Annotated in this window: 25 protein-coding genes and 4 tRNA genes; 7 read left to right on the forward strand and 22 right to left on the reverse strand. The window is 61.4% G+C overall.

The genetic code is table 11. The features are described 5' to 3' along the window. The first annotated feature begins 464 nt into the window (after positions 1-464). The 3 genes from MOQ67_RS21615 to MOQ67_RS21625 all read left to right on the forward strand — a co-directional run bounded on the left by MOQ67_RS21615 (position 465) and on the right by MOQ67_RS21625 (position 2692). Positions 465-1553 carry an asparaginase gene (locus tag MOQ67_RS21615; protein WP_017847679.1) on the forward strand — a complete coding sequence of 363 codons (1089 nt, stop codon included), beginning with the start codon at positions 465-467 and terminating at the stop codon, positions 1551-1553. A gap of 190 nt (positions 1554-1743) precedes the next feature. Then, positions 1744-1995 carry a DUF1654 domain-containing protein gene (locus MOQ67_RS21620; protein WP_017847680.1) on the forward strand — a complete coding sequence of 84 codons (252 nt, stop codon included), beginning with the start codon at positions 1744-1746 and terminating at the stop codon, positions 1993-1995. A 4-nt stretch (positions 1996-1999) separates the two neighbouring features. Then, positions 2000-2692 (forward strand): endonuclease, encoded by a 693-nt coding sequence (locus MOQ67_RS21625; protein ID WP_448675561.1) that lies wholly within the window; start codon positions 2000-2002, stop codon positions 2690-2692. 43 nt (positions 2693-2735) lie between these two features. Here MOQ67_RS21625 and MOQ67_RS21630 read toward each other — a convergent pair whose 3' ends face one another. Next, positions 2736-3116: an SPOR domain-containing protein gene (locus MOQ67_RS21630; RefSeq protein WP_198718380.1), complete on the reverse strand. Its 381-nt coding sequence runs from the start codon at positions 3114-3116 to the stop codon at positions 2736-2738. A gap of 247 nt (positions 3117-3363) precedes the next feature. Here MOQ67_RS21630 and csrA point away from each other — a divergent pair, with 247 nt between their 5' ends. From csrA to MOQ67_RS21645, 3 genes are all read left to right on the forward strand, one after another. Then, entirely contained in the window at positions 3364-3558 is a 195-nt protein-coding gene (gene csrA, locus MOQ67_RS21635; RefSeq protein ID WP_003192511.1) for a carbon storage regulator CsrA, read from the forward strand. Positions 3559-3769: 211 nt separating this feature from the next. Further along, positions 3770-4033: a hypothetical protein gene (locus tag MOQ67_RS21640; RefSeq protein ID WP_017847683.1), complete on the forward strand. Its 264-nt coding sequence runs from the start codon at positions 3770-3772 to the stop codon at positions 4031-4033. A 95-nt stretch (positions 4034-4128) separates the two neighbouring features. Then, positions 4129-4425 carry a hypothetical protein gene (locus MOQ67_RS21645; RefSeq protein ID WP_017847684.1) on the forward strand — a complete coding sequence of 99 codons (297 nt, stop codon included), beginning with the start codon at positions 4129-4131 and terminating at the stop codon, positions 4423-4425. Between the two features lie 17 nt (positions 4426-4442). On the opposite strand, the gene MOQ67_RS21650 is transcribed toward MOQ67_RS21645, so the two are convergent. Both MOQ67_RS21650 and MOQ67_RS21655 read right to left on the reverse strand, forming a co-directional pair. Continuing rightward, positions 4443-5120, reverse strand: a complete 678-nt coding sequence (locus MOQ67_RS21650) for an HAD family hydrolase (protein WP_017847685.1) — start codon at positions 5118-5120, stop codon at positions 4443-4445. A 550-nt stretch (positions 5121-5670) separates the two neighbouring features. Continuing rightward, positions 5671-5747: transfer RNA gene (locus MOQ67_RS21655), tRNA-Val, on the reverse strand. Between the two features lie 184 nt (positions 5748-5931). On the opposite strand from MOQ67_RS21655, the gene MOQ67_RS21660 reads away from it, so the two are divergent. Continuing rightward, the gene (locus MOQ67_RS21660; RefSeq protein WP_104902758.1) at positions 5932-7215 is read left to right on the forward strand and encodes an NAD(P)/FAD-dependent oxidoreductase; all 1284 of its coding nucleotides are present in this window, start codon (positions 5932-5934) and stop codon (positions 7213-7215) included. 224 nt (positions 7216-7439) lie between these two features. Here MOQ67_RS21660 and MOQ67_RS21665 read toward each other — a convergent pair. The 19 genes from MOQ67_RS21665 to leuC all read right to left on the reverse strand — a co-directional run bounded on the left by MOQ67_RS21665 (position 7440) and on the right by leuC (position 26342). After that, positions 7440-7516, reverse strand: a tRNA-Asp gene (locus MOQ67_RS21665). A 105-nt stretch (positions 7517-7621) separates the two neighbouring features. Beyond that, positions 7622-7698, reverse strand: a tRNA-Asp gene (locus MOQ67_RS21670). 55 nt (positions 7699-7753) lie between these two features. Then, a tRNA-Val gene (locus MOQ67_RS21675) sits at positions 7754-7829 on the reverse strand. Between the two features lie 107 nt (positions 7830-7936). After that, positions 7937-8701: an SDR family oxidoreductase gene (locus MOQ67_RS21680; RefSeq protein ID WP_017847688.1), complete on the reverse strand. Its 765-nt coding sequence runs from the start codon at positions 8699-8701 to the stop codon at positions 7937-7939. An 11-nt stretch (positions 8702-8712) separates the two neighbouring features. Continuing rightward, positions 8713-9924, reverse strand: a complete 1212-nt coding sequence (locus tag MOQ67_RS21685; protein ID WP_057005680.1) for an O-succinylhomoserine sulfhydrylase — start codon at positions 9922-9924, stop codon at positions 8713-8715. Positions 9925-9989: 65 nt separating this feature from the next. Further along, the gene (gene purF / locus MOQ67_RS21690) at positions 9990-11495 is read right to left on the reverse strand and encodes an amidophosphoribosyltransferase (RefSeq protein ID WP_017847690.1); all 1506 of its coding nucleotides are present in this window, start codon (positions 11493-11495) and stop codon (positions 9990-9992) included. Between the two features lie 41 nt (positions 11496-11536). Next, entirely contained in the window at positions 11537-12094 is a 558-nt protein-coding gene (locus MOQ67_RS21695) for a CvpA family protein (RefSeq protein WP_026140123.1), read from the reverse strand. Between the two features lie 257 nt (positions 12095-12351). Further along, positions 12352-13005, reverse strand: a complete 654-nt coding sequence (locus MOQ67_RS21700; protein WP_046382642.1) for an SPOR domain-containing protein — start codon at positions 13003-13005, stop codon at positions 12352-12354. Next, entirely contained in the window at positions 12989-14296 is a 1308-nt protein-coding gene (gene folC, locus MOQ67_RS21705; protein WP_128192431.1) for a bifunctional tetrahydrofolate synthase/dihydrofolate synthase, read from the reverse strand. The genes MOQ67_RS21700 and folC overlap by 17 nt, the downstream gene beginning before the upstream one ends. After that, positions 14293-15213, reverse strand: a complete 921-nt coding sequence (accD, locus tag MOQ67_RS21710; RefSeq protein WP_017847695.1) for an acetyl-CoA carboxylase, carboxyltransferase subunit beta — start codon at positions 15211-15213, stop codon at positions 14293-14295. Before accD ends, folC begins: the two co-directional genes overlap by 4 nt. Positions 15214-15457: 244 nt before the next feature. Next, positions 15458-16090: a phosphoribosylanthranilate isomerase gene (locus tag MOQ67_RS21715; protein ID WP_193040437.1), complete on the reverse strand. Its 633-nt coding sequence runs from the start codon at positions 16088-16090 to the stop codon at positions 15458-15460. A 64-nt stretch (positions 16091-16154) separates the two neighbouring features. Continuing rightward, positions 16155-16979, reverse strand: a complete 825-nt coding sequence (truA, locus tag MOQ67_RS21720; protein ID WP_046382638.1) for a tRNA pseudouridine(38-40) synthase TruA — start codon at positions 16977-16979, stop codon at positions 16155-16157. Between the two features lie 158 nt (positions 16980-17137). Beyond that, positions 17138-19690 (reverse strand): FimV/HubP family polar landmark protein, encoded by a 2553-nt coding sequence (locus MOQ67_RS21725; RefSeq protein WP_104902755.1) that lies wholly within the window; start codon positions 19688-19690, stop codon positions 17138-17140. Positions 19691-19852: 162 nt separating this feature from the next. Continuing rightward, the gene (locus MOQ67_RS21730) at positions 19853-20863 is read right to left on the reverse strand and encodes an aspartate-semialdehyde dehydrogenase (protein ID WP_017847699.1); all 1011 of its coding nucleotides are present in this window, start codon (positions 20861-20863) and stop codon (positions 19853-19855) included. A gap of 175 nt (positions 20864-21038) precedes the next feature. Beyond that, positions 21039-22151 (reverse strand): aspartate-semialdehyde dehydrogenase, encoded by a 1113-nt coding sequence (gene asd, locus MOQ67_RS21735; RefSeq protein ID WP_017847701.1) that lies wholly within the window; start codon positions 22149-22151, stop codon positions 21039-21041. Between the two features lie 64 nt (positions 22152-22215). Next, the gene (leuB, locus tag MOQ67_RS21740; RefSeq protein ID WP_017847702.1) at positions 22216-23298 is read right to left on the reverse strand and encodes a 3-isopropylmalate dehydrogenase; all 1083 of its coding nucleotides are present in this window, start codon (positions 23296-23298) and stop codon (positions 22216-22218) included. Positions 23299-23350: 52 nt separating this feature from the next. Further along, positions 23351-24115, reverse strand: a complete 765-nt coding sequence (locus MOQ67_RS21745) for a class I SAM-dependent methyltransferase (protein WP_198718474.1) — start codon at positions 24113-24115, stop codon at positions 23351-23353. A 153-nt stretch (positions 24116-24268) separates the two neighbouring features. Continuing rightward, a complete protein-coding gene (gene leuD, locus MOQ67_RS21750) occupies positions 24269-24913 on the reverse strand; it encodes a 3-isopropylmalate dehydratase small subunit (protein ID WP_026140124.1) in 645 nt (214 codons plus the stop codon). 10 nt (positions 24914-24923) lie between these two features. Next, positions 24924-26342, reverse strand: a complete 1419-nt coding sequence (leuC, locus tag MOQ67_RS21755) for a 3-isopropylmalate dehydratase large subunit (RefSeq protein ID WP_046382634.1) — start codon at positions 26340-26342, stop codon at positions 24924-24926. Positions 26343-26372: the final 30 nt, after the last annotated feature.

The following is a 26372-nucleotide window of genomic DNA, read 5'->3' on the forward strand; positions in this document are numbered from 1 at the left end:
TTCAGGGCGCACCCGCGAAACATCTCGCAAACGTTTGCGTTAAACAAACTATGAGAACCTTGCCAGGATTTGTCAACGGAAGAAAACCGCCCTCCACCCAAGCCCTCTAGCGCCTGCGTTCCAGCCTGTCTCGCGGGGTTATTAAACATCACCGTCGCCGGATCGTTCTCTAAAACGACAGGCAGTGCCGCCGATGTCATACGCCTCCGGCGACTATCCCGTCATTATTTTCGGACAACCGAACGCAACAGCCACGCTTTGTTCGGAAAGCCGGACAAGTGCATGGACAAACCTTCTTAAAGATAATTTTAATTTGTTTTAAATCAACACCTTAGATAATAAACACGAAGGCGTTCAGGCTGGTACAAATCCTGCTCCCTTCCTGCACCTCGAGGCGTTCAGAACCGCCCGAGCGCTCTAGATGAACTTGCTACCGCACTCATCAAAAACCAGAGAGAAAAATAATGAAATCTGCACTGAAGACCTTTGTTCCGGGCGCACTCGCCCTCCTGCTGCTGTTCCCCGTTGCCGCTCAGGCAAAAGAAGTCGAAACCAAAGCCAAACTCTCCAACGTGGTGATCCTCGCCACCGGCGGCACCATTGCCGGCGCTGGCGCCAGCACCGCTAACAGCGCCACCTACCAGGCAGCCAAAGTCGGCATCGAGCAATTGATCGCCGGTGTTCCCGAGCTTAGCCAGATCGCCAATGTGCGCGGCGAGCAAGTCATGCAAATTGCCTCCGAAAGCATCAATAACGAAAACCTGCTGCAACTGGGTCGCCGCGTCGCCGAACTGGCTGACAGCAAGGACGTCGACGGCATCGTGATCACCCACGGCACCGATACCCTGGAAGAAACCGCTTACTTCCTGAACCTGGTGGAAAAAACCGACAAACCCATCATTGTTGTCGGCTCGATGCGCCCAGGTACCGCCATGTCGGCAGACGGCATGCTCAACCTGTACAACGCCGTCGCCGTCGCCGGCAGCAAGGATGCCCGCGGCAAGGGCGTGCTGGTGACCATGAACGACGAGATCCAGTCGGGTCGCGACGTGAGCAAGATGGTCAACATCAAGACCGAAGCGTTCAAGAGCCCATGGGGCCCGTTGGGCATGGTGGTTGAAGGCAAATCCTACTGGTTCCGCCTGCCGGCCAAGCGTCACACCATGGACTCCGAGTTCGACATCAAGACCATCAAGAGCCTGCCCGACGTCGAAATTGCCTACGGCTACGGCAACGTAAGCGACACTGCCGCCAAAGCCCTGGCCCAGGCCGGCGCCAAAGCCATCATCTTTGCAGGCACCGGCAACGGTTCGGTGTCCTCCAAGGTCGTCCCGGCCCTGCAGGAACTGCGCAAGCAAGGCGTGCAGATCATTCGCTCGTCCCACGTGAATGCCGGCGGTTTCGTGCTGCGCAACGCCGAACAGCCTGACGACAAGTACGACTGGGTGGCTGCCCACGACCTGAACCCGCAGAAAGCGCGGATTCTGGCGATGGTTGGCCTGACCAAGACCCAGGACAGCAAAGAGCTGCAACGGATGTTCTGGGAATACTGATTCCTGGTAACACCTGTGCAGGGGCGGATTCGCCCGCCCCTGCTTCCCCGCAAAACCCTCGCTACATATCTCCCCGCCCTACATCAATTCGCTTGAATCACTGTCAGACGAGCTTGTTGAATTTTAAGCAGTTGCGAAATCGCCTACAGTTAAATACTGTATGCACGTACAGCTTACTAAGGAATACTCCGTGGCAAAGTCCTCTTCCGCAGCGCCAACCCCGCCTGATGCTTACGAACGCCTGGCCCTTCGTGTGCAAAAGATCATCAATTCGACCAACGCCCAGAAAGCCAAGGCAGCCTTGATCTTCCGCCTGCCGGATGAACCGGAGGACGAATGGCAACGTCTGCTGGAGGAAATTGCGGAGAACGACAACGTCACACTCGCCTACCGGGACGACGGTGGCGTGCAGATTTTCTGGGTTGTGCCGAAGGAAGATTGATTCAATGAGTGTCCGTTTTACTGCTGTGTTTTTGTGCCTGTTTTTTGCCGTCGCCGCCCACGCCCAAGCGCCCCGAACGTTCAGCGAAGCCAAGAAAATCGCCTGGAAGCTCTACGCACCACAATCCACCGAGTTCTATTGCGGCTGCAAATACACGGGCAACCGCGTAGACCTGAAAGCCTGCGGCTACATCCCACGCAAAAACGCCAGCCGCGCCGCGCGCATCGAGTGGGAACATATCGTGCCGGCCTGGCAGATCGGGCATCAGCGCCAGTGCTGGCAGAATGGCGGGCGCAAGAACTGTACGCGGTATGACGACGTGTTCAAACGCGCCGAAGCCGACCTGCACAACCTCGTGCCGAGCATCGGCGAGGTCAATGGCGACCGGAACAACTTCAGTTTTGGCTGGCTGCCGGTGCAAAGCGGGCAGTACGGTTCATGCCTGACCCAGGTCGACTTCAAGGCCAAGAAGGTCATGCCGCGTCCGTCCATTCGCGGGATGATCGCACGGACGTATTTTTACATGAGTAAACAATACGGCTTGCGCCTGTCGAAACAGGATCGCCAACTGTACGAAGCCTGGAACAAGACCTATCCGGTGCAGACCTGGGAGCGCCAACGCAATCAGACGGTAGCCTGCGTGATGGGGCGCGGCAACGAGTTCATCGGCCCGGTGAATCTGAAAGCCTGCAACTGAAACCGAGCGGGAAAAATCGGTATTTTCCCGCCCAATCGGCCGGTTACTGCGCGACCTTGTGTTCGATGATCTGCGACTCGGTGTCGTTTTTCTTGGCACGGGCAAGTTTTTCCCTCAGCAAGGCCTGCTTGGCTTCAGCCTCGGCCCTGGTTTGGAATGGCCCCAACAGCACCACATCCTTGCCGTCTTCCTTCACGATATAAAAATTGAAACCATGCTCCAGCAACCAGGCGGTCAGGTCGGTGATCGCCTGCAGCTTGTGATCCGGCGGGCCCACGCGCAGGTCCCACTCCTGAGCGGCAATCGCACCGGTTTGCGGCTGGCTTTCAGTCACGGCGGGCTTGGCCCTGGGCTCTTCGACACGCTTGCCTTCACCGCAACCGGCCAATGCCAACACCGCCATTGCCATCGCTACTTTACGCACTGCCCTGCTCCTTTAAGGATAAAGAGGCAACTTTATCATCCACTGTCTATTCTGGCCGTCATAAACGTTGGGTTAAACAATGCGAATCATGTATCGCAGACCTGTATGATGACGCCATGGGAATTAATGTCGCCTCTATGCGTCCTAAAAGAGGCAGTCACAGGGAAGCGCTTAGCAGTAAGCTACACACATCCGACACCTGCCCTGTCTGAAACATGTGTCCTTAAAAGTAATCAAGGAGAAGTCCATGCTGATACTCACCCGTAAAGTTGGTGAAAGCATAAACATCGGTGATGACATTACGATCACCATCCTGGGCGTCAGCGGCCAGCAAGTACGAATCGGCATCAATGCACCGAAGGATGTTGCCGTGCATCGCGAGGAAATCTACCAGCGCATCCAGGCCGGCCTGACGGCGCCGGACAAAAACCAGACGCCTTGAAGCGCCTTCAGTAGCCAGCCTTTTCGTTCACGGTCACGGCTGGCGAAAACCCTATTGGCCTGCTCGCGTTCTTTTCGCGTTCAGCGTATCCAGTCCTTTCATCGTCGCTAAAAAGATGAAACTGTCATTACGCCCGGAACTTGTTACATGATTTGCAGCCGAACCTCGTGAGAACCTCTTCCGCCATACGAGTGCACTCAGGAGCACATCGATGAGGCCTAGCACGAAGCGACCTTTTGCCGCCCGTTCCTGGATGATCGCCCTGTTCATCGGGCTCGTCTTTGCGGGATTGGAATGCGGCTTGAGGTTCGAAATCAAAGACATCTACGTCACCGATGTGCCGTCGTGGCTGGACTTGACGCTGTTGCTCGGCGGCTACCTGTTTGTGTTCTGCCTCAAGCCGATCCAGAAAACCGTCCAGCGCAAAATGTGCCAGCGCGCAGCTCCCGGCGAACACCGGAGAACTACCCGCTGACGGCTGATGCCTGGCTATCAGATCGCCGGTATTTACAGCCCTGCAGCAGCACCTATGCTTGGCCTTGCACGGTCGGCTGAAAGGCGTTGAAACAGATGGACACCCTGAGCAAATCCCAAATCGAATCTGCACTGGCATCGCGCTTGCCCAGCTATAAGGTCGTCTGCACATTACATGCTGACGGCACCCTCTCAGCCATTCTCAGCGGCCCGAACACCGACCACTTCGCAATCACCGGCATCGTGCGCGCGCACTATCGCGGCGAAGAAGCGATTGCCCGACTTGCCAATGAGATACTCAGAGAGATGGTGCTGTCGCGCCAGGGCGTGAAAAATTATCCTTTGCACACGCCCGGCGCCCCAGGCACGTGTGAAGAAGGCCACGGCCGATAGAACGCACCCTTTTCCTCTCACTCCATTCGGCGCTCGACGCGCAGCAGGCCTTCAGCGTCGCGCCGCACCTGAAACTGCTCATACCCGTCAATCCAGGCATGCGCAGTCACCATGGGTGTCAGGTGCGTCGAGGTCACGACCATCACATCCGCGCCCGCCGCCTCCCCCGCTCGGATCCCCACCGTCGCATCTTCGAATACCAGGCAGTCCTGGGCCGCGACACCCAGACGTTGCGCACCCAGCCTATAGCAGGCGGGATCCGGCTTGCCGTTGGCGACATCCTCGGCCGTCACCCACACCGCCGGCGGACTGATGCCCGCCGCCTGCAGGCGCCGCAGCGCCAACTCCCTGGGAGCGGACGTCACCAACGCCCATTGATCGCTGGGCACATCATTCAAGAACGCAACGGCGCCGGGAATCGCCACCACACCCTCGACATCATTCAGCTCAGCCTCGGTGATCCATTGCGCCTCAGCCTCAGGATCGACCCCAGGCAACGCCTGACGCCTGATCGTATCGATCGCCCGCGCGCCATGAATGGTGGTCAGGAACGCCGCCACATCCAGGCCATGACGTTCAGCCCAGATACTCCACACCCTTTCGGCAGCCGCAATGGAGTTGAGCAAGGTGCCATCCATATCGAACAGGAAGGCGCGATAACGCTGGGCAAATACAGCTGAACCGGGGATGGGCACGGTGTGGCTTCCTCGCAGGCGACGACAAAAATAGACTCGAGGCAATCTACGGATCACCTCGACGCTTGTAAACGCCAACAGCGCTCACGCGACGCATCCCCGGCGCTACAGCGGCAGCTCCCAGGACGGGGCGACGTGTTTCGAGTGTTTTTTTCCAAGGCGGGAGAATTGTCGCTGCAGACCGACAAACCGTGGGGGGGGGGTGATCGCCTTGTGTCGGCCCGGCGTGAAGATTCTCATTCAGCCACTACACTCAACAAAGCAACCGCACGTTCTGTGCATCGTTCAGGGCAATATTGCCGACAAAGAGGCTAGCCACTATGTACGCCGGACAAACGCATATGGAAACGTTCAATGGCGAAATTCTCGGCCAGATGCTCGTCCAGATCATCTGTCTGCTAGCGGTGGCTCAGCTTTTCTTCTGATCGCCCGCTTCACCGTCCGCCGCGAACGGGGCGTGGCGAAACTGCGCCCAAATTTCAGGCGCATACAAAAAAGGGCCCACCTTTCGGTGAGCCCTTCTAGACCGCCCAGCAGAGCGGATTTTGTTTGGTAGGCGCGATTGGACTCGAACCAACGACCCCCACCATGTCAAGGTGGTGCTCTAACCAACTGAGCTACGTGCCTGCTGTGAGGCGGCATTTTACGGAATTCCGGAGGGCTGTCAACATCTTTTTTGCAGCTAACCCTATGAATATGCGAATTTTTTATTTTCGGCCCGCACACCCGTATTTTTCGGGCGGCTGGCAGGCGATTTTCAACTCAGGTAGGATCAGGGCACTCGTAAAAAATATAAAACAGAGGTTCCAGGATGGCGAACACCCCCTACCCCCAGTCGTATTACGCCGCGTCGGCGAATGCGGCTCCGCCTCGCCCAGTGCTGCAAGGTGAAGTCGAAACCGATGTGTGCGTGATCGGTGCTGGCTACACCGGACTCTCCAGCGCGCTGTTTCTGCTGGAGAACGGTTTTCGCGTGACAGTCCTGGAGGCAGCCAAGGTGGGGTTTGGCGCGTCTGGCCGCAACGGCGGGCAGATCGTCAACAGCTACAGCCGCGATATCGATGTGATCGAGCGCAGCGTCGGGCCGAAGCAGGCGCAGTTGCTGGGACAGATGGCGTTCGAGGGCGGCAGGATCATTCGTGAGCGGATCGCCAAGTACCAGATTCAGTGCGATCTGAAGGACGGTGGAGTATTCGCCGCGCTGAACAGCAAGCACATGGGTCACCTGGAGTCGCAGAAGCGCTTGTGGGAGCGTTATGGCCATACGCAGCTGGAGTTGCTGGACGAGCGGCGCATCCGCGAGGTGGTGGCCTGTGACAATTACGTCGGCGGCCTGCTGGACATGAACGGCGGACATATCCACCCGCTCAACCTGGCGCTGGGCGAAGCAGCAGCCGTAGAGTCCCTCGGCGGCACGATTTATGAGCAGTCAGCCGCATTGCGCATCGAGCGCGGCGCCAACCCAGTGGTACACACCGCCGAGGGCAAGGTCAGGGCGAAGTTCATCATCGTCGCCGGCAATGCCTACCTGGGGAACCTGGTGCCGGAATTGGCGGCCAAATCGATGCCGTGCGGCACGCAGGTGATCACCACCGCACCGCTGGGGGACGAACTGGCCAAAACGCTATTGCCACAGGACTACTGCGTCGAAGATTGCAATTACCTGCTCGACTACTACCGCCTGACCAGTGACAAACGCCTGATCTTCGGCGGTGGCGTGGTCTATGGCGCGCGGGACCCGGCCAATATCGAAGCAATCATCCGCCCGAAGATGCTCAAGGCCTTCCCGCAACTCAAGGATGTGAAGATTGACTACGCCTGGACCGGCAATTTCCTGCTGACCCTGTCGCGCTTGCCGCAAGTCGGTCGCCTGGGCGACAACATCTATTACTCCCAAGGCTGCAGCGGCCACGGCGTGACGTACACACACCTGGCGGGCAAGGTACTGGCAGAGGCCCTTCGAGGCCAGGCAGAGCGTTTTGACGCGTTTGCCGACCTGCCGCACTACCCGTTCCCCGGCGGGCAACTGCTGCGCACGCCGTTTGCCGCGATGGGCGCCTGGTATTACGGGCTACGGGATAAGCTGGGGTTCTGATGGGAAGGCTTGCCTGGGATGCTGGCACGGCGCACTCAGCCGACATCATCGCAGGCAAGCTTGCGTCCACAGGGGCTGAGGTAGCTTGCCGACACGCGCCGATCAATGCTGAATCGCAGACACAAAAAACCCCGGTCTTTCGACCAGGGTCTTTGCTATCGGGTCAAAGGCAGCCAACGGCTTTCTTTGTGCTGCAAGGCGTTCAGTGGGCCTTGAAGCAGATATGGCGCAGCGGACGGGACTCGAACCCGCGACCCCCGGCGTGACAGGCCGGTATTCTAACCGACTGAACTACCGCTGCGTATCGCTTGACCGGCCGAACGTAAACCCTCGACCGTCTTTAAACATCTGGCTGATCAGCCTTGGCTGTTCAACCTCAAGCCCGACGAATCGAACCTGGCAAATATGGCGCAGCGGACGGGACTCGAACCCGCGACCCCCGGCGTGACAGGCCGGTATTCTAACCGACTGAACTACCGCTGCGCGTCGGTGCAACCTTTAACGTTGCGTCTTACCCTAGGGCAAAACTCTCAAGAAGTGGTGGGTGATGACGGGATCGAACCGCCGACCCTCTGCTTGTAAGGCAGATGCTCTCCCAGCTGAGCTAATCACCCTTTGCTTCGTTGAGGCCGCGAAATTTACGCAGATAGCGGACCTAAGTCAATAGCCTGCTTGAAGTTTTTCTGAAAAAGACAAAATAGTTTCAAGACGGCTACCCACCCTACTCGCTGTAAATCATCTTCTTGCTCATGCCGCCGTCCACCACAAACTCCTGCCCGGTGACGAACCCGGCCTGGCGCGACAGCAGCCATGCCACCAGCGCCGCCACGTCCTCCACCGTGCCAACCCTGCCCGTCGGGTGCTGGGCGTGGTCGGCGTCGGTCAGCGGCTCTGCGCGACGGGCTGCCGGATCACGCGCATCGATCCAGCCAGGGCTGACGGCGTTGACCCGCACTTCCGGGCCAAGGCTCATCGCCAAGGCGTGTGTCAGGGCCAGCACGCCGCCCTTGCTCGCCGCGTAGGCTTCGGTGTCCGGCTCCGACTGCCGAGCCCGGGTCGAGGCCAGGTTGACGATCGCACCGCCATGGGCGCGCAGGTAAGGCGCACAGTGCTTGGCCAACAGCATCGGGCCGCTGAGATTCACCGCCAGCACGCGATTCCAGGAGGCCAGGTCAAGGCTTTCAAGGGTGATATTGCGCGGGTCGGCCACCGCCGCATTGCACACCAACGCATCCAGGCGCCCGAACTGCCCGAGCACTTCAGCGACGCCCTGGGCGACTTGCTTCTCGTCGGCCACGTCCATGGTGATAAACCAGGCGTTCTCGCCGAGCACCTTGGAGACCTTGGAGCCGCGCTCGCGGTCCAGGTCGGCCAACACCACCTGCCAGCCTTCGCTGATCAGCCACGCCGCGATCCCCAGGCCAATGCCCCGGGCAGCGCCCGTCACCAGCGCGACGCGGCCGTTACCGCCCGCAGCCGCTTCCATGGACCACTCGATCACAAAGCCGCCAGCCCACGGGCCAGATCAGCCTGCAAGTCAGCGACGTCTTCAAGCCCCACCGCAACACGGATCAGGCTGTCGCGAATACCCGCCGCTTCCCGCTCCTGCGGCGCCAGGCGGCCGTGGGACGTGGTGCTCGGATGGGTAATGGTGGTCTTGCTGTCACCCAGGTTGGCGGTGATCGAGATCAGGCGCGTCGCGTCGATAAAGCGCCAGGCGCCCTCTTTGCCGCCTTTCACTTCAAAACTCACCACCGCACCGAAGCCGCGCTGCTGGCGCTGGGCCAATGCGTGCTGCGGATGGCTCTTGAGACCGGCGTAGTGAACCTTCTCGATACCGTCCTGCTGCTCCAGCCACTCGGCCAGGGCCTGGGCGTTCGCGCAATGGGCTTTCATCCGCAGGCTGAGAGTCTCCAGGCCCTTGAGGAAGATCCATGCATTGAACGGGCTCAGGGTCGGGCCGGCCGTGCGCAGAAAACCCACCACTTCTTTCATCTGCTCGCTACGCCCCGCCACCACACCGCCCATGCAACGGCCTTGGCCGTCGATGAACTTGGTCGCCGAATGCACGACAACATCCGCACCCAGCTTCAACGGCTGTTGCAACGCCGGCGTGCAGAAGCAGTTGTCGACCACCAGCATGGCGCCTTTGGCATGCGCGACTTGCGACAGCGCGGCGATGTCCACCAACTCGGCCAGCGGGTTGGACGGCGACTCGACGAACAGCAGCTTGGTATTGGCTTTGATTGCTGCATCCCAGCCGGAAAGATCCGCCAAAGGCACGTAGTCCACTTCAATACCGAAGCGCTTGAAATACTTTTCGAACAGGCTGATGGTCGAACCGAACACGCTGCGTGACACCAGCACATGGTCGCCGGCGCTGCACAAGCTCATGACCACCGCCAGGATCGCCGCCATGCCGGTCGCCGTGGCGACCGCCTGCTCAGCGCCTTCCAGTGCGGCGATACGCTCTTCGAACGCGCGCACGGTCGGGTTGGTGTAACGGGAATAGACGTTGCCCGGCACTTCACCGGCAAAACGCGCAGCGGCGTCGGCAGCGGTGCGGAACACATAGCTGGAGGTGAAGAACATCGGATCACCGTGCTCGCCTTCTGGCGTGCGGTGCTGACCGGCGCGCACAGCCAGGGTATCGAAAGCTACGCCATCGAGGTCGCTGTCCAACCGACCGGCATCCCATTCCTGACTCATGCTGCGACTCCTTACTCAATGCTTTGTTTAAGATACAAAACCGGCCCCTCAGGGCCGGTGTTCACTCAATTGTTGTACAGATCGATGATCGCACTGACCGCCTGGGTCTTGATCTTCGACGAGTCGTTACGCGCCTGCTCGATCTTGTTCAGGTAAGCCTCATCGACATCACCGGTCACGTATTTGCCGTCGAACACCGCGCAGTCGAACTGCTCGATCTTGATCTTGCCACCGCCGACCGCTTCGATCAGGTCGGAAAGGTCCTGATAGATCAGCCAATCGGCGCCGATCAGATCGGCTACGTCCTGGGTCGTGCGGTTGTGGGCGATCAGCTCGTGGGCGCTCGGCATGTCGATGCCGTACACGTTCGGGTAACGCACGGCAGGCGCGGCGGAGCAGAAGTACACGTTCTTCGCGCCAGCTTCGCGGGCCATCTGGATGATCTGCTTGCAGGTGGTGCCACGCACGATGGAGTCATCCACCAGCATCACATTCTTGCCGCGGAATTCCAGTTCGATGGCGTTGAGCTTCTGGCGTACAGACTTCTTGCGCGCCGCCTGGCCAGGCATGATGAACGTGCGGCCGATGTAGCGGTTCTTGACGAAGCCTTCACGGAACTTGACGCCCAAGTGGTTGGCCAGCTCCAGCGCAGCGGTACGGCTGGTATCCGGGATCGGGATCACCACGTCGATATCGTGCTGAGGGCGCTCGCGCAGGATCTTGTCGGCCAGCTTCTCGCCCATGCGCAGGCGCGCCTTGTACACCGAAACGCCGTCGATGATCGAATCCGGACGCGCCAGGTAGACGTGTTCGAAGATGCACGGGGTGAGTTTCGGCGCAACAGCGCACTGGCGGGTGTGCAGCTTGCCATCTTCGGTGATGTACACCGCTTCGCCCGGTGCCAGGTCGCGGATCAGGGTGAAGCCCAGCACGTCCAGGGACACGCTTTCGGAGGCGATCATGTACTCGACGCCTTCGTCGGTATGACGCTGGCCGAACACGATCGGGCGGATGCCGTGCGGGTCACGGAAACCGACGATGCCATAACCGGTGACCATCGCCACTACCGCGTAACCACCGACGCAACGGTTATGCACGTCGGTGACGGCGGCAAACACATCTTCTTCGGTCGGCTGCAGCTTGCCGCGCTGGGCCAGCTCGTGAGCGAACACGTTGAGCAACACTTCCGAGTCAGAGTTGGTGTTGACGTGGCGCAGGTCAGATTCGTAAATCTCCTTGGCCAGTTGTTCAACGTTGGTCAGGTTACCGTTATGCGCCAGGGTGATGCCGTAAGGCGAGTTGACGTAAAACGGTTGAGCTTCGGCCGAGGTCGAGCTACCGGCAGTCGGGTAACGCACATGGCCAATGCCCATGTGCCCGACGAGGCGCTGCATGTGACGCTGATGGAACACGTCACGTACCAGACCATTGTCCTTGCGCAGGAATAACCGGCCGTCGTGGCTGGTCACAATACCGGCAGCGTCCTGGCCGCGGTGCTGGAGGACGGTTAGCGCGTCATACAGCGCCTGATTGACGTTCGACTTACCGACGATACCGACGATGCCACACATGCGACGCAACCCCTACTTAATGAATCTTGACTGAACACTGCTTACTGAGGCGTTTTGGCCGGTAAGAGGTGCTCCTTGAACGGAAGATCAGCGGGCACGCTGATCCCGCTGGCCAGCCACTGACTGCTCCACCCCAAAATGAGGTTCTTGGACCAATCTGCAACCAATAGAAATTTTGGCACGAGTACCGACTCCTGCCACCACGAATCCTGCTGTACTGGCCCCAGGCTCAACAGCCCGACCGCCACGACCACCAGCAACGCGCCACGCGCAGCGCCGAAGGCCATGCCGAGAAATCGATCGGTCCCGGAGAGGCCGGTGACACGTATCAACTCGCCAATAAGATAATTGACCATTGCTCCCACCAGCAGCGTGGCGATGAACATGATGGCGCAGCCCGCGATGACGCGAGCCGAAGGTGTCTCGATGTACCCGCTCAAGTAGACCGACAGCGAACCGCCGAACATCCAGGCGACGACTCCTGCAATGATCCAGGTCAGCAACGACAGTGCTTCTTTTACGAAGCCGCGGCTTAGACTGATCAAAGCGGAGATGGCGACGATTGCGACGATCGCCCAATCAACCCAGGTAAATGGCACGGTGCAGCCTACAGACGGATAAGGCGGCGCATTTTAGCAGAGCGCCGGGCTATCGGTAAGCTGTGATTGCGGGTGCTTTGCAAAACAATAGTTTGTGACGAGTTAAGCGCATTTCAAGGCCCACTCGAAACCAAAGTGGAAGGGGGCTGGCTCCCGATGGCGATGGATCAGTCAGCACAACCGATACTGATCGACCGCCATCGGGGGCAAGCCCCCTCCCACATTTGACTGCATTCCAAGCTGAAAGCGGCGTGAACTCAGCCGCGTTCAGGCTGGAAACGCACCACAAAACCGTTGAGATTCTGCTGACGCCCCAACAAATCGCGCAGACGGTCCGCCTCGGCGCGCTCGATCAACGGCCCGATAAACACGCGGTTCTTGCCATCGGCGCTGCGGATGTAAGCGTTGTAGCCCTGGCTGCGCAGTTTTTTCTGCAAGGCCTCGGCACTTTCGCGATTGGCCAGGCTGGCCAACTGGATCGACCAACTGATCGGCAGGCCATTCGGGTCGATACGGCTCTGACCCACGTCCGGTTTGCCCGGCGCGGCAGGCTGCGGCACGACCGGCTTGGGGGCAGGCGCTGGCGCAGCGGGCTTGGCAGCGACGGCAGGCGCCGGCTTGACCACAGGCACACTCGGCTGCACCGGCATCGAAGGGGCCGGCTGCGCGGCCAACTCCTCATCGGCCGGCACCGGCTCTTCTTCAGGCAATGCCTGCGGCTCAGGCACCACCACCGGCTCAACCTGCACCTGAGGCACGACCGGCGCCTGGGGCGCTGCCGGGGCCTCGACGACCACCTGGCGCTGTTCGTCCTGACGGGAAAACAGCATCGGCAGGAAAATCACCGCCAAGGCCACCAGCACCAGGGCACCGACCATCCGCTGCTTGTATGCGCTATCCAGTAATGCCATGTGCAGCTTCCTCCGTGGAGCGCCGGGCCAACCATTCGAGCGCCTCGGCAACACAATAAAATGACCCGAACAACAGAATCTCATCCTCGGGCGTGGCAACCGCACACTGCGCTTCAAGGGCCGCAGTGACACTTGCATACGACGCCACGCGCGCACCAAGGTTCTGCAGGGCCGCCTCAAGCTCGGCGGCCGGACGGCTGCGCGGCGTGTCCAGGGGCGCCACGGCCCAGGCCTGGACATTCCCCAGCAACGGCGTCACTACGCCCTCCAGATCCTTGTCGGCCAGCAAGCCGAACACCGCCAGGCGGCGACCGACCGGCGCTGTACGCGACAGGCGTTGCGCGAGGTATTCGGCGGCGTGGGGGTTGTGCCCCACATCCAGCAGCAGGTTCAGGCGCTTGCCCTGCCAATCGAAGGCACGGCGGTCCAGACGCCCGACGATCCGCGTCGCCAGCAATGTACGAGCAATCTGCGCAGGATTCCACGGCAGATCCAATAGCAGATAGGCTTGCAGGGCGAGCGCGGCGTTTTCCATCGGCAGGTTCAGCAGCGGCAGGTCATGCAACGCCACGAGCTGGCCGCGCGCATCACGCCCGCGCCACTGCCAATGCTCAGCACCGACCTCAAGATTGAACTCACGCCCGCGCAGGAAGAATGGGCAATCCAGCTCCCGCACCCGGTCGAGCAACGTCTGCGGCGGGTCCAGGTCACCGCACAGCGCAGGCTTGCCCTGGCGGAAGATGCCGGCCTTTTCATAGGCCACGGATTCACGGGTATCGCCCAGGTAGTCGACATGGTCGACACCGATGCTGGTGACCAGCGCCAGGTCGGCATCCACCACGTTGACCGTATCCAGGCGCCCGCCCAGGCCCACTTCAAGCACGACCACGTCCAGGCGCGCCCGTTCGAACAGCCAGAACGCCGCCAGAGTGCCCATCTCGAAGTACGTCAGGGAAATCTCACCGCGCCCGGCATCGAGCGCGGCGAAGGCTTCGCAGAGCTGCTCGTCAGTGGCTTCCACACCATTGAGTTGCACCCGCTCGTTGTAGCGCAGCAGGTGCGGCGAGCTGTACACGCCGACCTTCAGGCCTTGGGCCTGCAGCAGCGCGGCGACAAAGGCACAGGTCGAGCCCTTGCCGTTGGTCCCCGTCACCGTGATCACTCGCGGCGCCGGGCGGCCCAACCCGAGGCGGGCCGCTACCTGTTGCGAGCGCTCCAGGCCCATGTCGATGGCGGACGGATGCAACTGCTCAAGGTAGGCGAGCCATTCGCCCAGGGTACGTTGGGTCATAGGTTTGCAGGCACCGGCGGCACGACGATCGGCTCAACCTTCGGCGCGATGTAGACCGGCGTCGGCAGGCCCATCATTTGCGCGAGCAGGCTACCCAGGCGTGGACGCAACTCGCCACGGGCGATGATCATGTCGATCGCACCGTGCTCCAGCAGGAATTCGCTGCGCTGGAAGCCTTCCGGCAGTTTTTCGCGAACGGTCTGCTCGATCACACGCGGGCCGGCAAAGCCGATCAGGGCCTTGGGCTCGCCGACAATCACGTCGCCCAGCATCGCCAGGCTGGCGGAAACACCGCCGTACACCGGATCGGTCAGCACGGAGATGAACGGAATGCCCTCTTCCCGCAGACGTGCCAGCACCGCGGAGGTCTTGGCCATTTGCATCAGGGAGATCAGGGCTTCCTGCATGCGCGCACCACCGGAGGCTGAGAAGCAGATCATCGGGCAGCGGTTTTCCAGGGCGTAGTTGGCGGCGCGCACGAAACGCTCGCCGACGATGGCACCCATGGAACCGCCCATGAAGGAGAACTCAAACGCCGACACCACGACCGGCATGCCCAGCAGCTTGCCGCTGACCGAAATCAGCGCGTCTTTCTCACCGGTCTGCTTCTGTGCAGCGGTCAGGCGGTCCTTGTACTTCTTGCCGTCACGGAACTTGAGGCGGTCAACCGGCTCCAGGTCCGCGCCCAGCTCGTTACGGCCGTCGGCGTCGAGGAAAATGTCGATGCGCGCGCGAGCGCCGATACGCATGTGGTGGTTGCACTTAGGGCAAACGTCCAGGGTCTTTTCCAGCTCCGGGCGGTACAACACCGCGTCGCAGGATGGGCATTTGTGCCACAGACCTTCAGGAACCGAGCTTTTTTTCACCTCGGAACGCATGATCGAAGGGATCAGTTTGTCTACTAACCAGTTGCTCATGCTTTCTTTCTCCAGTACCGGTGGCTTGAACACAGCCCCGCGTATGCCCTTGAGCTAAATTCATATGTGGCGATGACACATGCAAGACGGGGTCAGACGTTCGACCAGCCATTTCCCGCATGTTTCCTCAGCCTTCCAGACAACCTGCCCGTGCAGGGTTGCCACTTCATTTCCGGGCCTCCCGCAGGGGGCACCGGGCTGTTTTACACAGTGGTAGTTATGGACGGCGGCAGACTGCCAGCCGTCACATCGCGCCATCGCTGTTGCGCACAGCCTGCATGAATGCGCGAATCTTGCCGTGGTCCTTGATGCCCTTGCCCTGCTCTACCCCACCGCTGACATCCACGGCATACGGCCGGACCTGCTCGATCGCCGCCGCGACATTGGCGGGGGTAAGCCCGCCGGCCAGGATGATCGGTTTGCTCAACCCCTCGGGGATCAGCGACCAATCGAAGGCTTCGCCGGTGCCGCCGGGTACGCCTTCGACGTAGGTGTCCAGCAGTATCCCGCGCGCACCGGTGTAGGCCGCGCAAGCGCCGGCGATGTCATCCCCGGCCTTGACTCTCAACGCCTTGATATACGGACGCTGGTAGCTTTCGCATTCGTCAGGGCTTTCATCGCCGTGAAACTGCAACATGTCCAGTTGCACGGCATCCAGGGTTTCGTTGAGTTCGCAGCGGCTGGCATTGACGAACAAGCCCACGGTGGTCACGAACGGCGGCAGTGCGGCGATGATCGCCCGCGCCTGCAGCACATTCACCGCCCGCGGGCTCTTGGCATAAAACACCAAACCGATGGCATCCGCCCCCGCTTCGACTGCCGCCAGCGCGTCTTCTATGCGGGTAATCCCACAAATCTTGCTGCGAACGGCTGACATGTCGTGGAAACCTCAGGGGTTGAACCGAGAAAGTCCCGGATGGTAACAAAAGCTTTTCCGGGCGTCAGCCGCCAAGTTCGCTGAAACCTGTGAGGAAGTGTGGCCCGATGAAGCGCTGCGGCAGCTCGAACTCGTCGCGGTACTCCACTTCCACCAGATACAGGCCAAACGGATGCGCCGTGACGCCGCCGGTCCGCCGAATACGGCTTTCCAGTACTTCCCTGGCCCACTCCACCGGGCGCTCGCCGGTGCCGATGGTCATCAACACACCGGCAATGTTGCGCACCATATGGTGCAGGAACGCTCCGGCGCGGATATCCAGCACGATCATCTTGCCGTGACGCGTCACCCGCAAGTGATGGACTTCCTTGATCGGTGACTTGGCCTGGCACTGGCCGGCACGGAACGCGCTGAAATCGTGGACGCCAACCAGATGCTGCGCGGCTTCGGCCATGCGCTCGGCATCCAGCGGGCGGTGGTTCCAGGTGATTTCTTCGTTGAGGTGCGCCGGGCGGATCTGATCGTTGTAGATCACATAGCGGTAACGCCGGGCGATCGCCTTGAAGCGCGCATGAAAGTGCGCCGGCATGACCTTGGCCCAACTGACACTGACGTCATGGGGCAAATTGATATTAGCGCCCATCACCCACGCTTTCATCGAGCGCTCGGCCTGGGTGTCGAAGTGAACCACCTGGCCGCAGGCGTGGACGCCGGCGTCGGTACGCCCGGCGCACATCAGCGATACCGGCGAGTCGGCGACTCTGGACAGGGCCTTTTCCAGGGTTTCCTGCACCGTCAGCACGCCGGACGCCTGGCGCTGCCAGCCGCAATAGCGCGAACCTTTGTATTCCACGCCCAGGGCGATGCGGTAAAAGCCTGCAGCCGCCATTTCGGCAGCCGGGTTATCTATATTTGCCAAGAACTGAGAGCCTGATGAGTTGCGCAAAGGCGGGCATTATAAGGCGCTGCGCCCCAGACGCCATGTGTTTGGTACCGGCAATGCAAAACGGCGGCCCGAAGGCCGCCGTCTGGGTCATCCCGTGGCGATTACACCAGTCGGCCAAGCATTTCCTTGGCTTCGCCGCGCTGGGTTTCATCACCCTCGGTCAGTACTTCGGAAAGGATATCCCGCGCGCCATCCGTATCGCCCATGTCGATATAGGCCTGGGCCAAATCCAGCTTGGTTGCGACCTCATCGGTGCCGGAGAGGAAGTCGACCTCCGGTTCGTCACCGCCCAGCGCCGCGTCTTCGGCGGTGAAGGACGGCTCGATCGGCGGGTTTTCCAGGCTCTGGGACAGACGATCGAGCTCGGCGTTGACGTCATCCAGTTCCGAGGCGAACGCATCGGGTTTGGCCGCCGGGGCGTCCGGCTCGTCAGCCAGGGACAGGTCGAAGTCTTCCGGCAGGTCGAGGTCGTCCAGGGCGGCCGGGGTCAGGGTCGGCGGTTCGACCGGCGACACGTCCTTCATCTGATCTTCAAGCCCCGAAAGGAAGTCGTCATCGGACTGGGACGCCGGCGGGTCCAGTTGCAGGTCGAGGTCAAAGTCCGACAGATCTTCCGGGCTTGGCTTGGCATCGGTCTGTTGCTGCAGCAGCGCTTCGAAGGTCTGCTGATCGGTCTTGTCCAACGCCGCTGGCGAAGCCGCCTCCAGCTCGTCCAGACTCAGATCGAAATCAGTATCGAACGGCTCCGCTTCTGCAGTCGCTTGCGGCGCGGCGGCCGGCTTGTCTTCCAGCAGATCCTTGACGTATTGAGCGTCCATCGCGGCGGCGGCCACGGCGGCACTCACTCCCGCCGCCAACACGGCCATGGCCGGGAAGCGCGACTTGAGCTGCTCGACCTGGGCATGGTTTTCACCATTGGCCACCAACTGACGCTCCTGGACGACAAAACCGTCCTTGTCGTTCTGCAGGCCGTAGACTTCCATCAGTTTCAAGCGCAGGTCGCTGCGCTTGGGTTCGTACTTGATGGCTTGCTCCAACACATCGGCCGCCTGGTTCAAGTGACCGCGGTCGATATGGGATTGGGCCTGGACCAGCGCATCATTGGTGTTTTCCGGCGCTACGGCGCCAGCCAGTGGCGCAAGCACCGAGGCCGCGCTTGGTGCCGCTGCCGGCGCGACCACAGGTGCCGGCGCAGGCGCAGGCGCGGCGGCCAACGTCACGTTCGGTGCCGGTACTTCCAGGCCAGCGAAGCTGTCCGGTGGCAGATCAAGGTCGATGTTCGAGGTGAATTCCGGCTCTTCGGACAGGGCCCGCGCCATGCGCAGGTGCTTTTCTTCTGCGCGACGGGCATTGCGATGACGCGCCCACAGCAACAGGAGCACCAACGCCACCAGGCCGGCTGCGCCGCCGATGACGCCAAGCACAATCGGGTTGGTCAGCAGTTCGTTGAATTTGTCTTCGCTGGTCGCAGGCACGGCGTCGGGCTTGATCGGCTCGGCCACCGGGGCCGCAGTGGCGGCCGGCTCAGCGGGCGCGACTGCAGCGGCCGGCGGCTCACCTGCCAACTGCGCGGGCATGACCGCAGTCGCCGGGGTTGCCGGGGCGCCTTTTTCAGCCTGCAACCTGGCCAGTTGATCGTTTTTCAGCTGGATCAGCTTTTGCAGCTTGTCCAATTGGCTCTGCAGGTCTGCGGCGCGACTTTTCAGTTCTTCGTTGTCACGGCGGGTGGTGTCGAGCTGTTCCCGGGCCATCGCCAGCTTGTCGCTCAGGGCCTGGCCATCACCCGCCTTGCCCTTCGCGCCCTTCTTGGCGGAGTCGGCCGAAACCAGACTCAAGTTGTCCTTGGCGTTGGTGCTCGCCGGTGCATTGCCAGCCTGGGTGCGCTTGGTGGCGTCCAGTTGTTGCTTACCGGCCGCCTGATGGGGCGCGGCACGGCGGCCCTGGCGCCAGGCGACGTTCTGCGCGGTCACTTCGGCAATGGCCTTGGACTGCGGTAACGCCGTGCTTTGTACGGTATCCGGCAGGCGCAGCACGTGGCCGGTTTTCAGACGGTTGATGTTGCCGCCGATAAAAGCGTCAGGGTTGAGTGCCTGGATCGCCAGCATGGTCTGCTGCACCGAAGCGCCATTACGGTGCTTCTCGGCGATTTCCCATAGCGTGTCACGGGCCGTGGTGGTGTGCTGGGCCGGCACGCTCAACGCGGGCGCGCTCAAACGCGGCGTGGCTGCGCTGTTGGTCGGCGTCGACTGGTCGAACTTGGCCGGGTCGAGCAGCACGCTGTAGTCACGCATCAAGCGGCCATTGGGCCATTGCACTTGCAGCAGGAACCGCACGTAGGCATCAGGCAGCGGCTTGCTGGACGTGACACGCACCACACTGCGCCCGGCCGGGTTGATCACCGGGGTGAACGTCAGGTCATTGAGGAACGCCTGGCGATCGACGCCGGCATCGACAAACGCCTGGGACGACGCCAGGCTCGGGGTGATCTCGGAGGCCGTGAGGCCGCCGACGTCGAGCAATTCGATTTCCACCGACAACGGCTGGTTCAACTTCGACTTGAGGGTCATCTCCCCCAGCTGCAGCGCCTGCGCCATACCGGAGGACAGCGCCGAGGCGGCCGCTATTGCTAACACCAGTTTGCGAACTTGAACCATAGCCTCATCCTTTGTTTGAACACTCCCCGGCCTGCGAGAAGGTTGGTAACCGTTGCCATAAGGCACGGCGAGCCGATAGGTCACCGACACGCAACTGTTCCTGCTTGGGGCCAAGCATAGCGCCTGGTTAGAATCAATCTACAAATTGCCGCCAAGTATCTTTTACACAAGGCCTTTTATCAACAACTGCGCCAGCTGCACCGCATTCAGTGCGGCGCCTTTACGCACGTTATCTGACGTCAACCACAGATTTAGTTCCGCCGGATCGTCCACCCCCGCACGCACTCGTCCGACGTAGACTACATCCTGGCCGACGGCATCACCCACCGCTGTCGGGTAATCCCCTTCCTCCACCCGCTCGATACCCGCTGCGGCGTCGAGCGCACGGTTGACGGCGGCAAGGTCGACCGGCGAACCCAATTGCAATGACACAGTCAAGCTATCGCCAAAAAACACCGGGGCTTGAACGCAAGTCGCAGAAATCTTTAGTAAAGGAGTTTCCAGCACCGCGCGCAGTTCGTGTACGAGACGTTTCTCCAGCGCTGTATGACCTTGGGCATCCGGCGTGCCGACTTGTGCCAACAGGTTGAATGCCATCTGCCGATCAAAGAATTTGGGCTCCAGCGGGCGCACATTCAGCAACTCGGCGGTTTGGCGCGCCAGCTCGCTGACTGCTTCACGGCCCTGGGCAGACACCGCCAGATTGGCGGTAACGCTGACACGCTGGATATCCAGAATCCCGCGCAGCGGCGCCAGCACCACCGCCAGGTTGGTCGCGGACGGGCTCGGGCTGCCGAGCTGGAACGGCTTTTTCAAGCCCTCCAGCACATGGGCATTGGCTTCCGGCACCACCTGAGGCGCTTGCGCGGCCGGCAATGCGCCCGACAAATCGATCACCGAACAGCCGGCCGCCGTGGCGCGCGGGGCGAAGCTCAGGGTCACCGCCGGGCCGGCGGCGAAAAACGCCAGTTGCGCCTTGCTGAAGTCAAACTCATCGACTTCCCGCACGCGCACGTTCTTGCCACGGAACGGTACCGACGCGCCCGCGGAGTTGCTGCCCGCCAGCAGGTACAGGGTACCCACCGGGAAAGCCAGCTCTTCGAGGATCTGCACCAGGGTTTCACCGACGGTGCCGGTGGCGCCGATCACGGCGATATCAAAGGTCTGGGTCATGGGAGCTGCCTCGGGCATTGCGGGGGGAGCGGCACTTTACCGGGTGGTGGGGGGTGAGGCAATTGGGCTGGGCCTTGCGGTGCGACGATTCGACTTGCTCCCGATGCCTTCCTGAAAGCCAACAAAAAACCCGCGCCTGTCACCAGTCGCGGGTTTTTCTTAGTGCCTCAAGCGATCAACGCTCCAGCAGAATCCGCAGCATGCGCCGCAGCGGTTCGGCCGCGCCCCACAGCAACTGGTCGCCGACGGTGAACGCGCCCAGGTACTGGGTGCCCATGTTCAGCTTGCGCAGACGCCCCACCGGAACATTCAGGGTGCCGGTGACCTTGGTCGGGCTCAGCTCCTGCATGCTGATTTCGCGGCTGTTCGGCACCAGCTTGACCCAAGGGTTGTGCTGGCTGATCAGCCCTTCGATATCGGCGATCGGCACGTCTTTGTTCAGCTTGATGGTCAGCGCCTGGCTGTGGCAGCGCATGGCGCCGATACGCACGCAGATGCCGTCCACCGGGATCGGACTCTTGAAGCGACCGAGGATCTTGTTGGTCTCGGCCTGGGCCTTCCACTCTTCACGGCTCTGCCCGTTCGGCAGTTCCTTGTCGATCCACGGGATCAGGCTACCGGCCAACGGCACGCCGAAGTTCTCGGTCGGGTAGGCGTCGCTGCGCATGGCTTCGGCCACACGGCGGTCGATGTCGAGGATCGCGCTGGCCGGGTCGGCCAGTTGATCGGCGACCGCCGCGTGGGTCGCGCCCATCTGCTTGATCAGTTCGCGCATGTTCTGCGCGCCGGCGCCGGACGCCGCCTGATAAGTCATGGCGCTCATCCACTCGACCAGGCCGGCTTCGAACAAGCCGCCCAGGCCCATCAGCATCAGGCTGACGGTGCAGTTGCCGCCGATATAGTTCTTGGTGCCAGCGTCGAGTTGCTGGTCGATGACCTTGCGGTTGACCGGGTCGAGCACGATCACCGCATCGTCCTGCATGCGCAGGCTGGACGCGGCATCGATCCAGTAACCCTGCCAGCCGGCTTCGCGCAGCTTGGGGAACACTTCGCTGGTGTAGTCGCCGCCCTGGCAGGTCAGAATCACATCGAGGGTTTTCAGCTCTTCAATGCTGTAGGCGTCCTTGAGCGGCGCAATATCCTTGCCCACGGACGGCCCTTGGCCACCCACGTTCGAAGTGGTGAAAAACACCGGCTCAATAAGATCGAAATCCTGCTCTTCCAGCATCCGCTGCATGAGCACGGAACCGACCATACCGCGCCAACCGATCAGACCTACACGTTTCATCGCAACTACACCTTGTTAAAAAGTGGGCCGACTTGCAGCAACAACTGCAAGCGGGCCCGAGAGATTACAGATTCCGCAACGCGGCGACTACTGCGTCACCCATTTCTTGCGTACCGACTTTGGTGCAACCCTGCGACCAGATGTCTCCGGTGCGCAAGCCCTGGTCCAACACCAGGCTCACGGCCTTCTCGATGGCATCCGCCGCGTCGCCCAGGTTGAAGCTGTAACGCAGCATCATCGACACCGACAAAATGGTCGCCAGCGGGTTGGCGATGCCAAGGCCTGCGATGTCTGGCGCCGAACCGTGGCACGGCTCGTACATGCCCTTGTTGTTAGTGTCCAGGGACGCCGACGGCAGCATGCCGATGGAACCGGTGAGCATCGACGCCTGGTCGGACAGGATGTCGCCGAACAGGTTGTCGGTGACGATCACGTCGAACTGCTTCGGCGCGCGCACCAATTGCATGGCGGCGTTGTCGACGTACATGTGGCTGAGTTCGACGTCCGGGTAGTCCTTGGCGACTTCTTCGACGATTTCGCGCCACAGCTGGCTGGAGGCCAGGACGTTGGCCTTATCGACCGAGCAGATCTTCTTGCTACGCACGCGGGCCATGTCGAAACCGACCCGGGCGATACGGCGGATTTCGCTCTCGCTGTACGGCAGGGTGTCGTAGGCCTGGCGCTCGCCATTCGGCAGCTCGCGCACGCCGCGCGGCGAGCCGAAGTAGATACCGCCGGTCAGCTCGCGCACGATCAGGATATCCAGGCCCGCCACCACTTCCGGCTTGAGGCTCGACGCGTCGGCCAGTTGCGGGTAGAGGATTGCCGGGCGCAGGTTGCCGAACAGGCCCAGTTGCGCGCGGATCTTCAGCAGGCCGCGCTCAGGGCGGATGTCACGCTCGATCTTGTCCCATTTCGGGCCACCCACGGCGCCAAGCAACACAGCGTCGGCCGCACGGGCGCGGTCCAGGGTCTCGTCGGCCAGGGGCACGCCGTGCTTGTCGATGGCCGCGCCGCCGATCACGTCGTGGCTCAATTCGAAGCCCAGGTTGTACTTGGTGTTGGCCAGTTCCAGGACTTTGACCGCTTCGGCCATGATTTCCGGACCAATACCGTCGCCTGGGAGAATCAGAATCTGCTTGCTCATGCGTTCCTCATTTCATCATGCGACCCGCCCTGGGGCAGGTCGGGAAAAATACTCAGCGTTCGGCCCAAACCACCAGCACGTCGGTGCTGAAGGTGCCGTCGGCTTGAATTTCGTAATAATCGCGGACTTCCTGGCCCATTGCCTGTTGCAGCTCAAGAATCGCCGCACGCAAAGGCGCTGGCGTACGCATGCGCTCGACCCACGAGGTGTATTCCAGGCGCAGGCGCTGGCGGCTGCTGTTGCGCACATGCAGACCGGCTTCGCTGAGCTGGCGCATCCATTCGGCGGCGGAGTAATCGCGCACGTGGCTGGTGTCGCGCAGCACTTCGACGGTTTGCAGGTAAGTGTCCAACAGCGGGCTGCCCGGTGACAAGACATCGACAAACGCCGCCACGCCACCCGGCTTGAGCACCCGGCGCACTTCGCGCAGGGCCAGGCCGAGGTCGCTCCAATGGTGCGCCGAATAGCGGCTGAACACGAAGTCGAATTCGCCATCGGCGAACGGCAAGCGCTCAGCGGCGCCGTGGACCGTGCGGATATTGCCCAGGCCACGGTCTGCGGCAGCGGCGGCGACCACGTCGAGCATCTGCTGGGACAGGTCGTAGGCCACCACTTCTTTTACCAGCGGCGCCACATGGAAACTGACATGACCGGCGCCGCAGCCCAGATCCAGCAGTCGCGCAGCGCCGTGCCCGGCCAGTTCGGCCTGGAGCAGCGTAAATTCAGTACCTTGGGCGTGTACGGCACTGCTCAGGTAGGCCGAGGCCTGTTCACCGAATTGTTTTTGCACGACTTGGGTGTGGGCGGTGTGGGTCATGGGAGTTTCCTCAATGGGCCTTGCGGTGTTTGTTCTGGCCCCATCGGGGGCAAGTCGAATCGTCGCACCGCCCCTCTCACATTTGAAGGTGTTCACACATCAAAATGTGGGAGGGAGCTTGCTCCCGATGGCGGCGGTCCTGCCTACATCACATCAAGCGTCGCGAAACAACCAAGGCTGGCTGGCCCGGTGCCTGGTTTCAAACGCGGCAATCGCATCGCCGTCCTGCAAGGTCAGGCCGATGTCGTCCAGGCCGTTGAGCAGGCAGTGCTTGCGGAAGGCATCCACTTCAAAGTGGTACACCTTGCCGTCCGGACGGGTCACGGTCTGCGCGGCGAGGTCGACGGTCAGTTCGTAGCCGGGGTTGGCTTCCACTTGCTTGAACAGCTCATCCACTTCGGCATCGCTCAAGATGATCGGCAGCAAGCCGTTCTTGAAGCTGTTGTTGAAGAAGATGTCGGCGTAGCTCGGCGCGATGATGCTGCGAAAGCCATATTCTTCCAGGGCCCACGGCGCGTGTTCGCGGCTGGAGCCGCAGCCGAAGTTTTCCCGCGCCAGCAGCACGCTGGCGCCCTGGTAACGTTCGGCGTTGAGCACGAAGTCCTTGTTCAGCGGGCGCTTGGAGTTGTCCTGGTAGGCGTAGCCCACGTCCAGGTAGCGCCACTCGTCGAACAGGTTGGGGCCGAAACCGGTGCGCTTGATCGACTTCAAGAACTGCTTGGGGATGATCTGGTCAGTGTCCACGTTGGCACGGTCCAACGGCGCGACAAGACCAGTGTGTTGGGTAAAAGCTCTCATCGGGTATTCCTCAGATCAATTCGCGAACGTCGATGAAACGACCGTTGACGGCAGCGGCGGCGGCCATGGCCGGGCTCACCAGGTGAGTACGCCCACCGGCGCCCTGACGCCCTTCGAAGTTACGGTTGGAGGTCGACGCGCAATGCTCGCCGGACTCCAAGCGGTCCGGGTTCATCGCCAGGCACATGGAGCAGCCCGGTTCACGCCATTCAAAACCGGCTTCGAGGAAGATCTTGTCCAGGCCTTCCGCTTCGGCCTGGGCCTTCACCAGGCCCGAACCCGGCACCACGATGGCCTGCTTGATGGTCGAGGCGACTTTGCGGCCCTTGGCGATCACTGCCGCGGCGCGCAGGTCTTCGATCCGCGAGTTGGTGCAGGAACCGATGAACACGCGATCCAACTGAATGTCGGTGATCGCCTGGTTGGCTTTCAAGCCCATGTACTTCAAGGCGCGCTCGATGGAACCGCGCTTGACCAGGTCGGCTTCCTTGGCCGGGTCCGGCACGTTCTGGTCGACGGCCAAGACCATTTCCGGCGAGGTGCCCCAGCTGACTTGCGGCTTGATCTGGCTGGCGTCCAGTTCCACCACGGTGTCGAACACGGCATCGGCGTCGGAGACCAGGTCTTTCCAGGCCTCAACGGCGGCATCCCAGTCGGCGCCTTTGGGGGCGAACGGACGGCCTTTGACGTACTCGACGGTTTTTTCGTCCGCCGCCACCATGCCCACGCGGGCACCGGCTTCGATGGACATGTTGCAGATGGTCATGCGGCCTTCGATGGACAGGTCGCGAATGGCGCTGCCGGCGAATTCGATGGCATGGCCGTTACCGCCGGCGGTGCCGATCTTGCCGATCACGGCGAGCACGATGTCCTTGGCGGTCACACCGAAAGGCAATTGGCCTTCGACGCGCACCAGCATGTTCTTCATTTTCTTGGCGACCAGGCACTGGGTGGCGAACACATGTTCCACCTCCGAGGTGCCGATGCCATGGGCCAGGGCGCCGAACGCGCCGTGGGTGGAGGTGTGGGAGTCGCCGCAGACCACGGTCATGCCGGGCAAGGTCGCGCCCTGCTCCGGGCCGATCACGTGGACGATGCCTTGGCGCACGTCATTCATCTTGAATTCGGTGATGCCGTATTCGTCGCAGTAGTCGTCGAGGGTCTGCACCTGCAAACGCGACACGGTGTCGACAATGGCGTCGATCCCGCCCTTGCGCTCCGGAGTGGTCGGCACGTTGTGATCCGGGGTGGCGATGATCGAGTCGACGCGCCAAGGCTTGCGCCCGGCCAGCCGCAGGCCTTCGAACGCTTGGGGCGAGGTCACTTCATGGATGATGTGACGGTCGATATAGATCAGCGACGAGCCATCGTCGCGCCGTTTCACTTCATGGGAATCCCAAAGCTTGTCGTAAAGCGTTTTGCCGGCCATCAGTCGGTCCTCATCAGCGGTCTTTCTATG

Source organism: Pseudomonas sp. LY-1, from assembly GCF_053502595.1.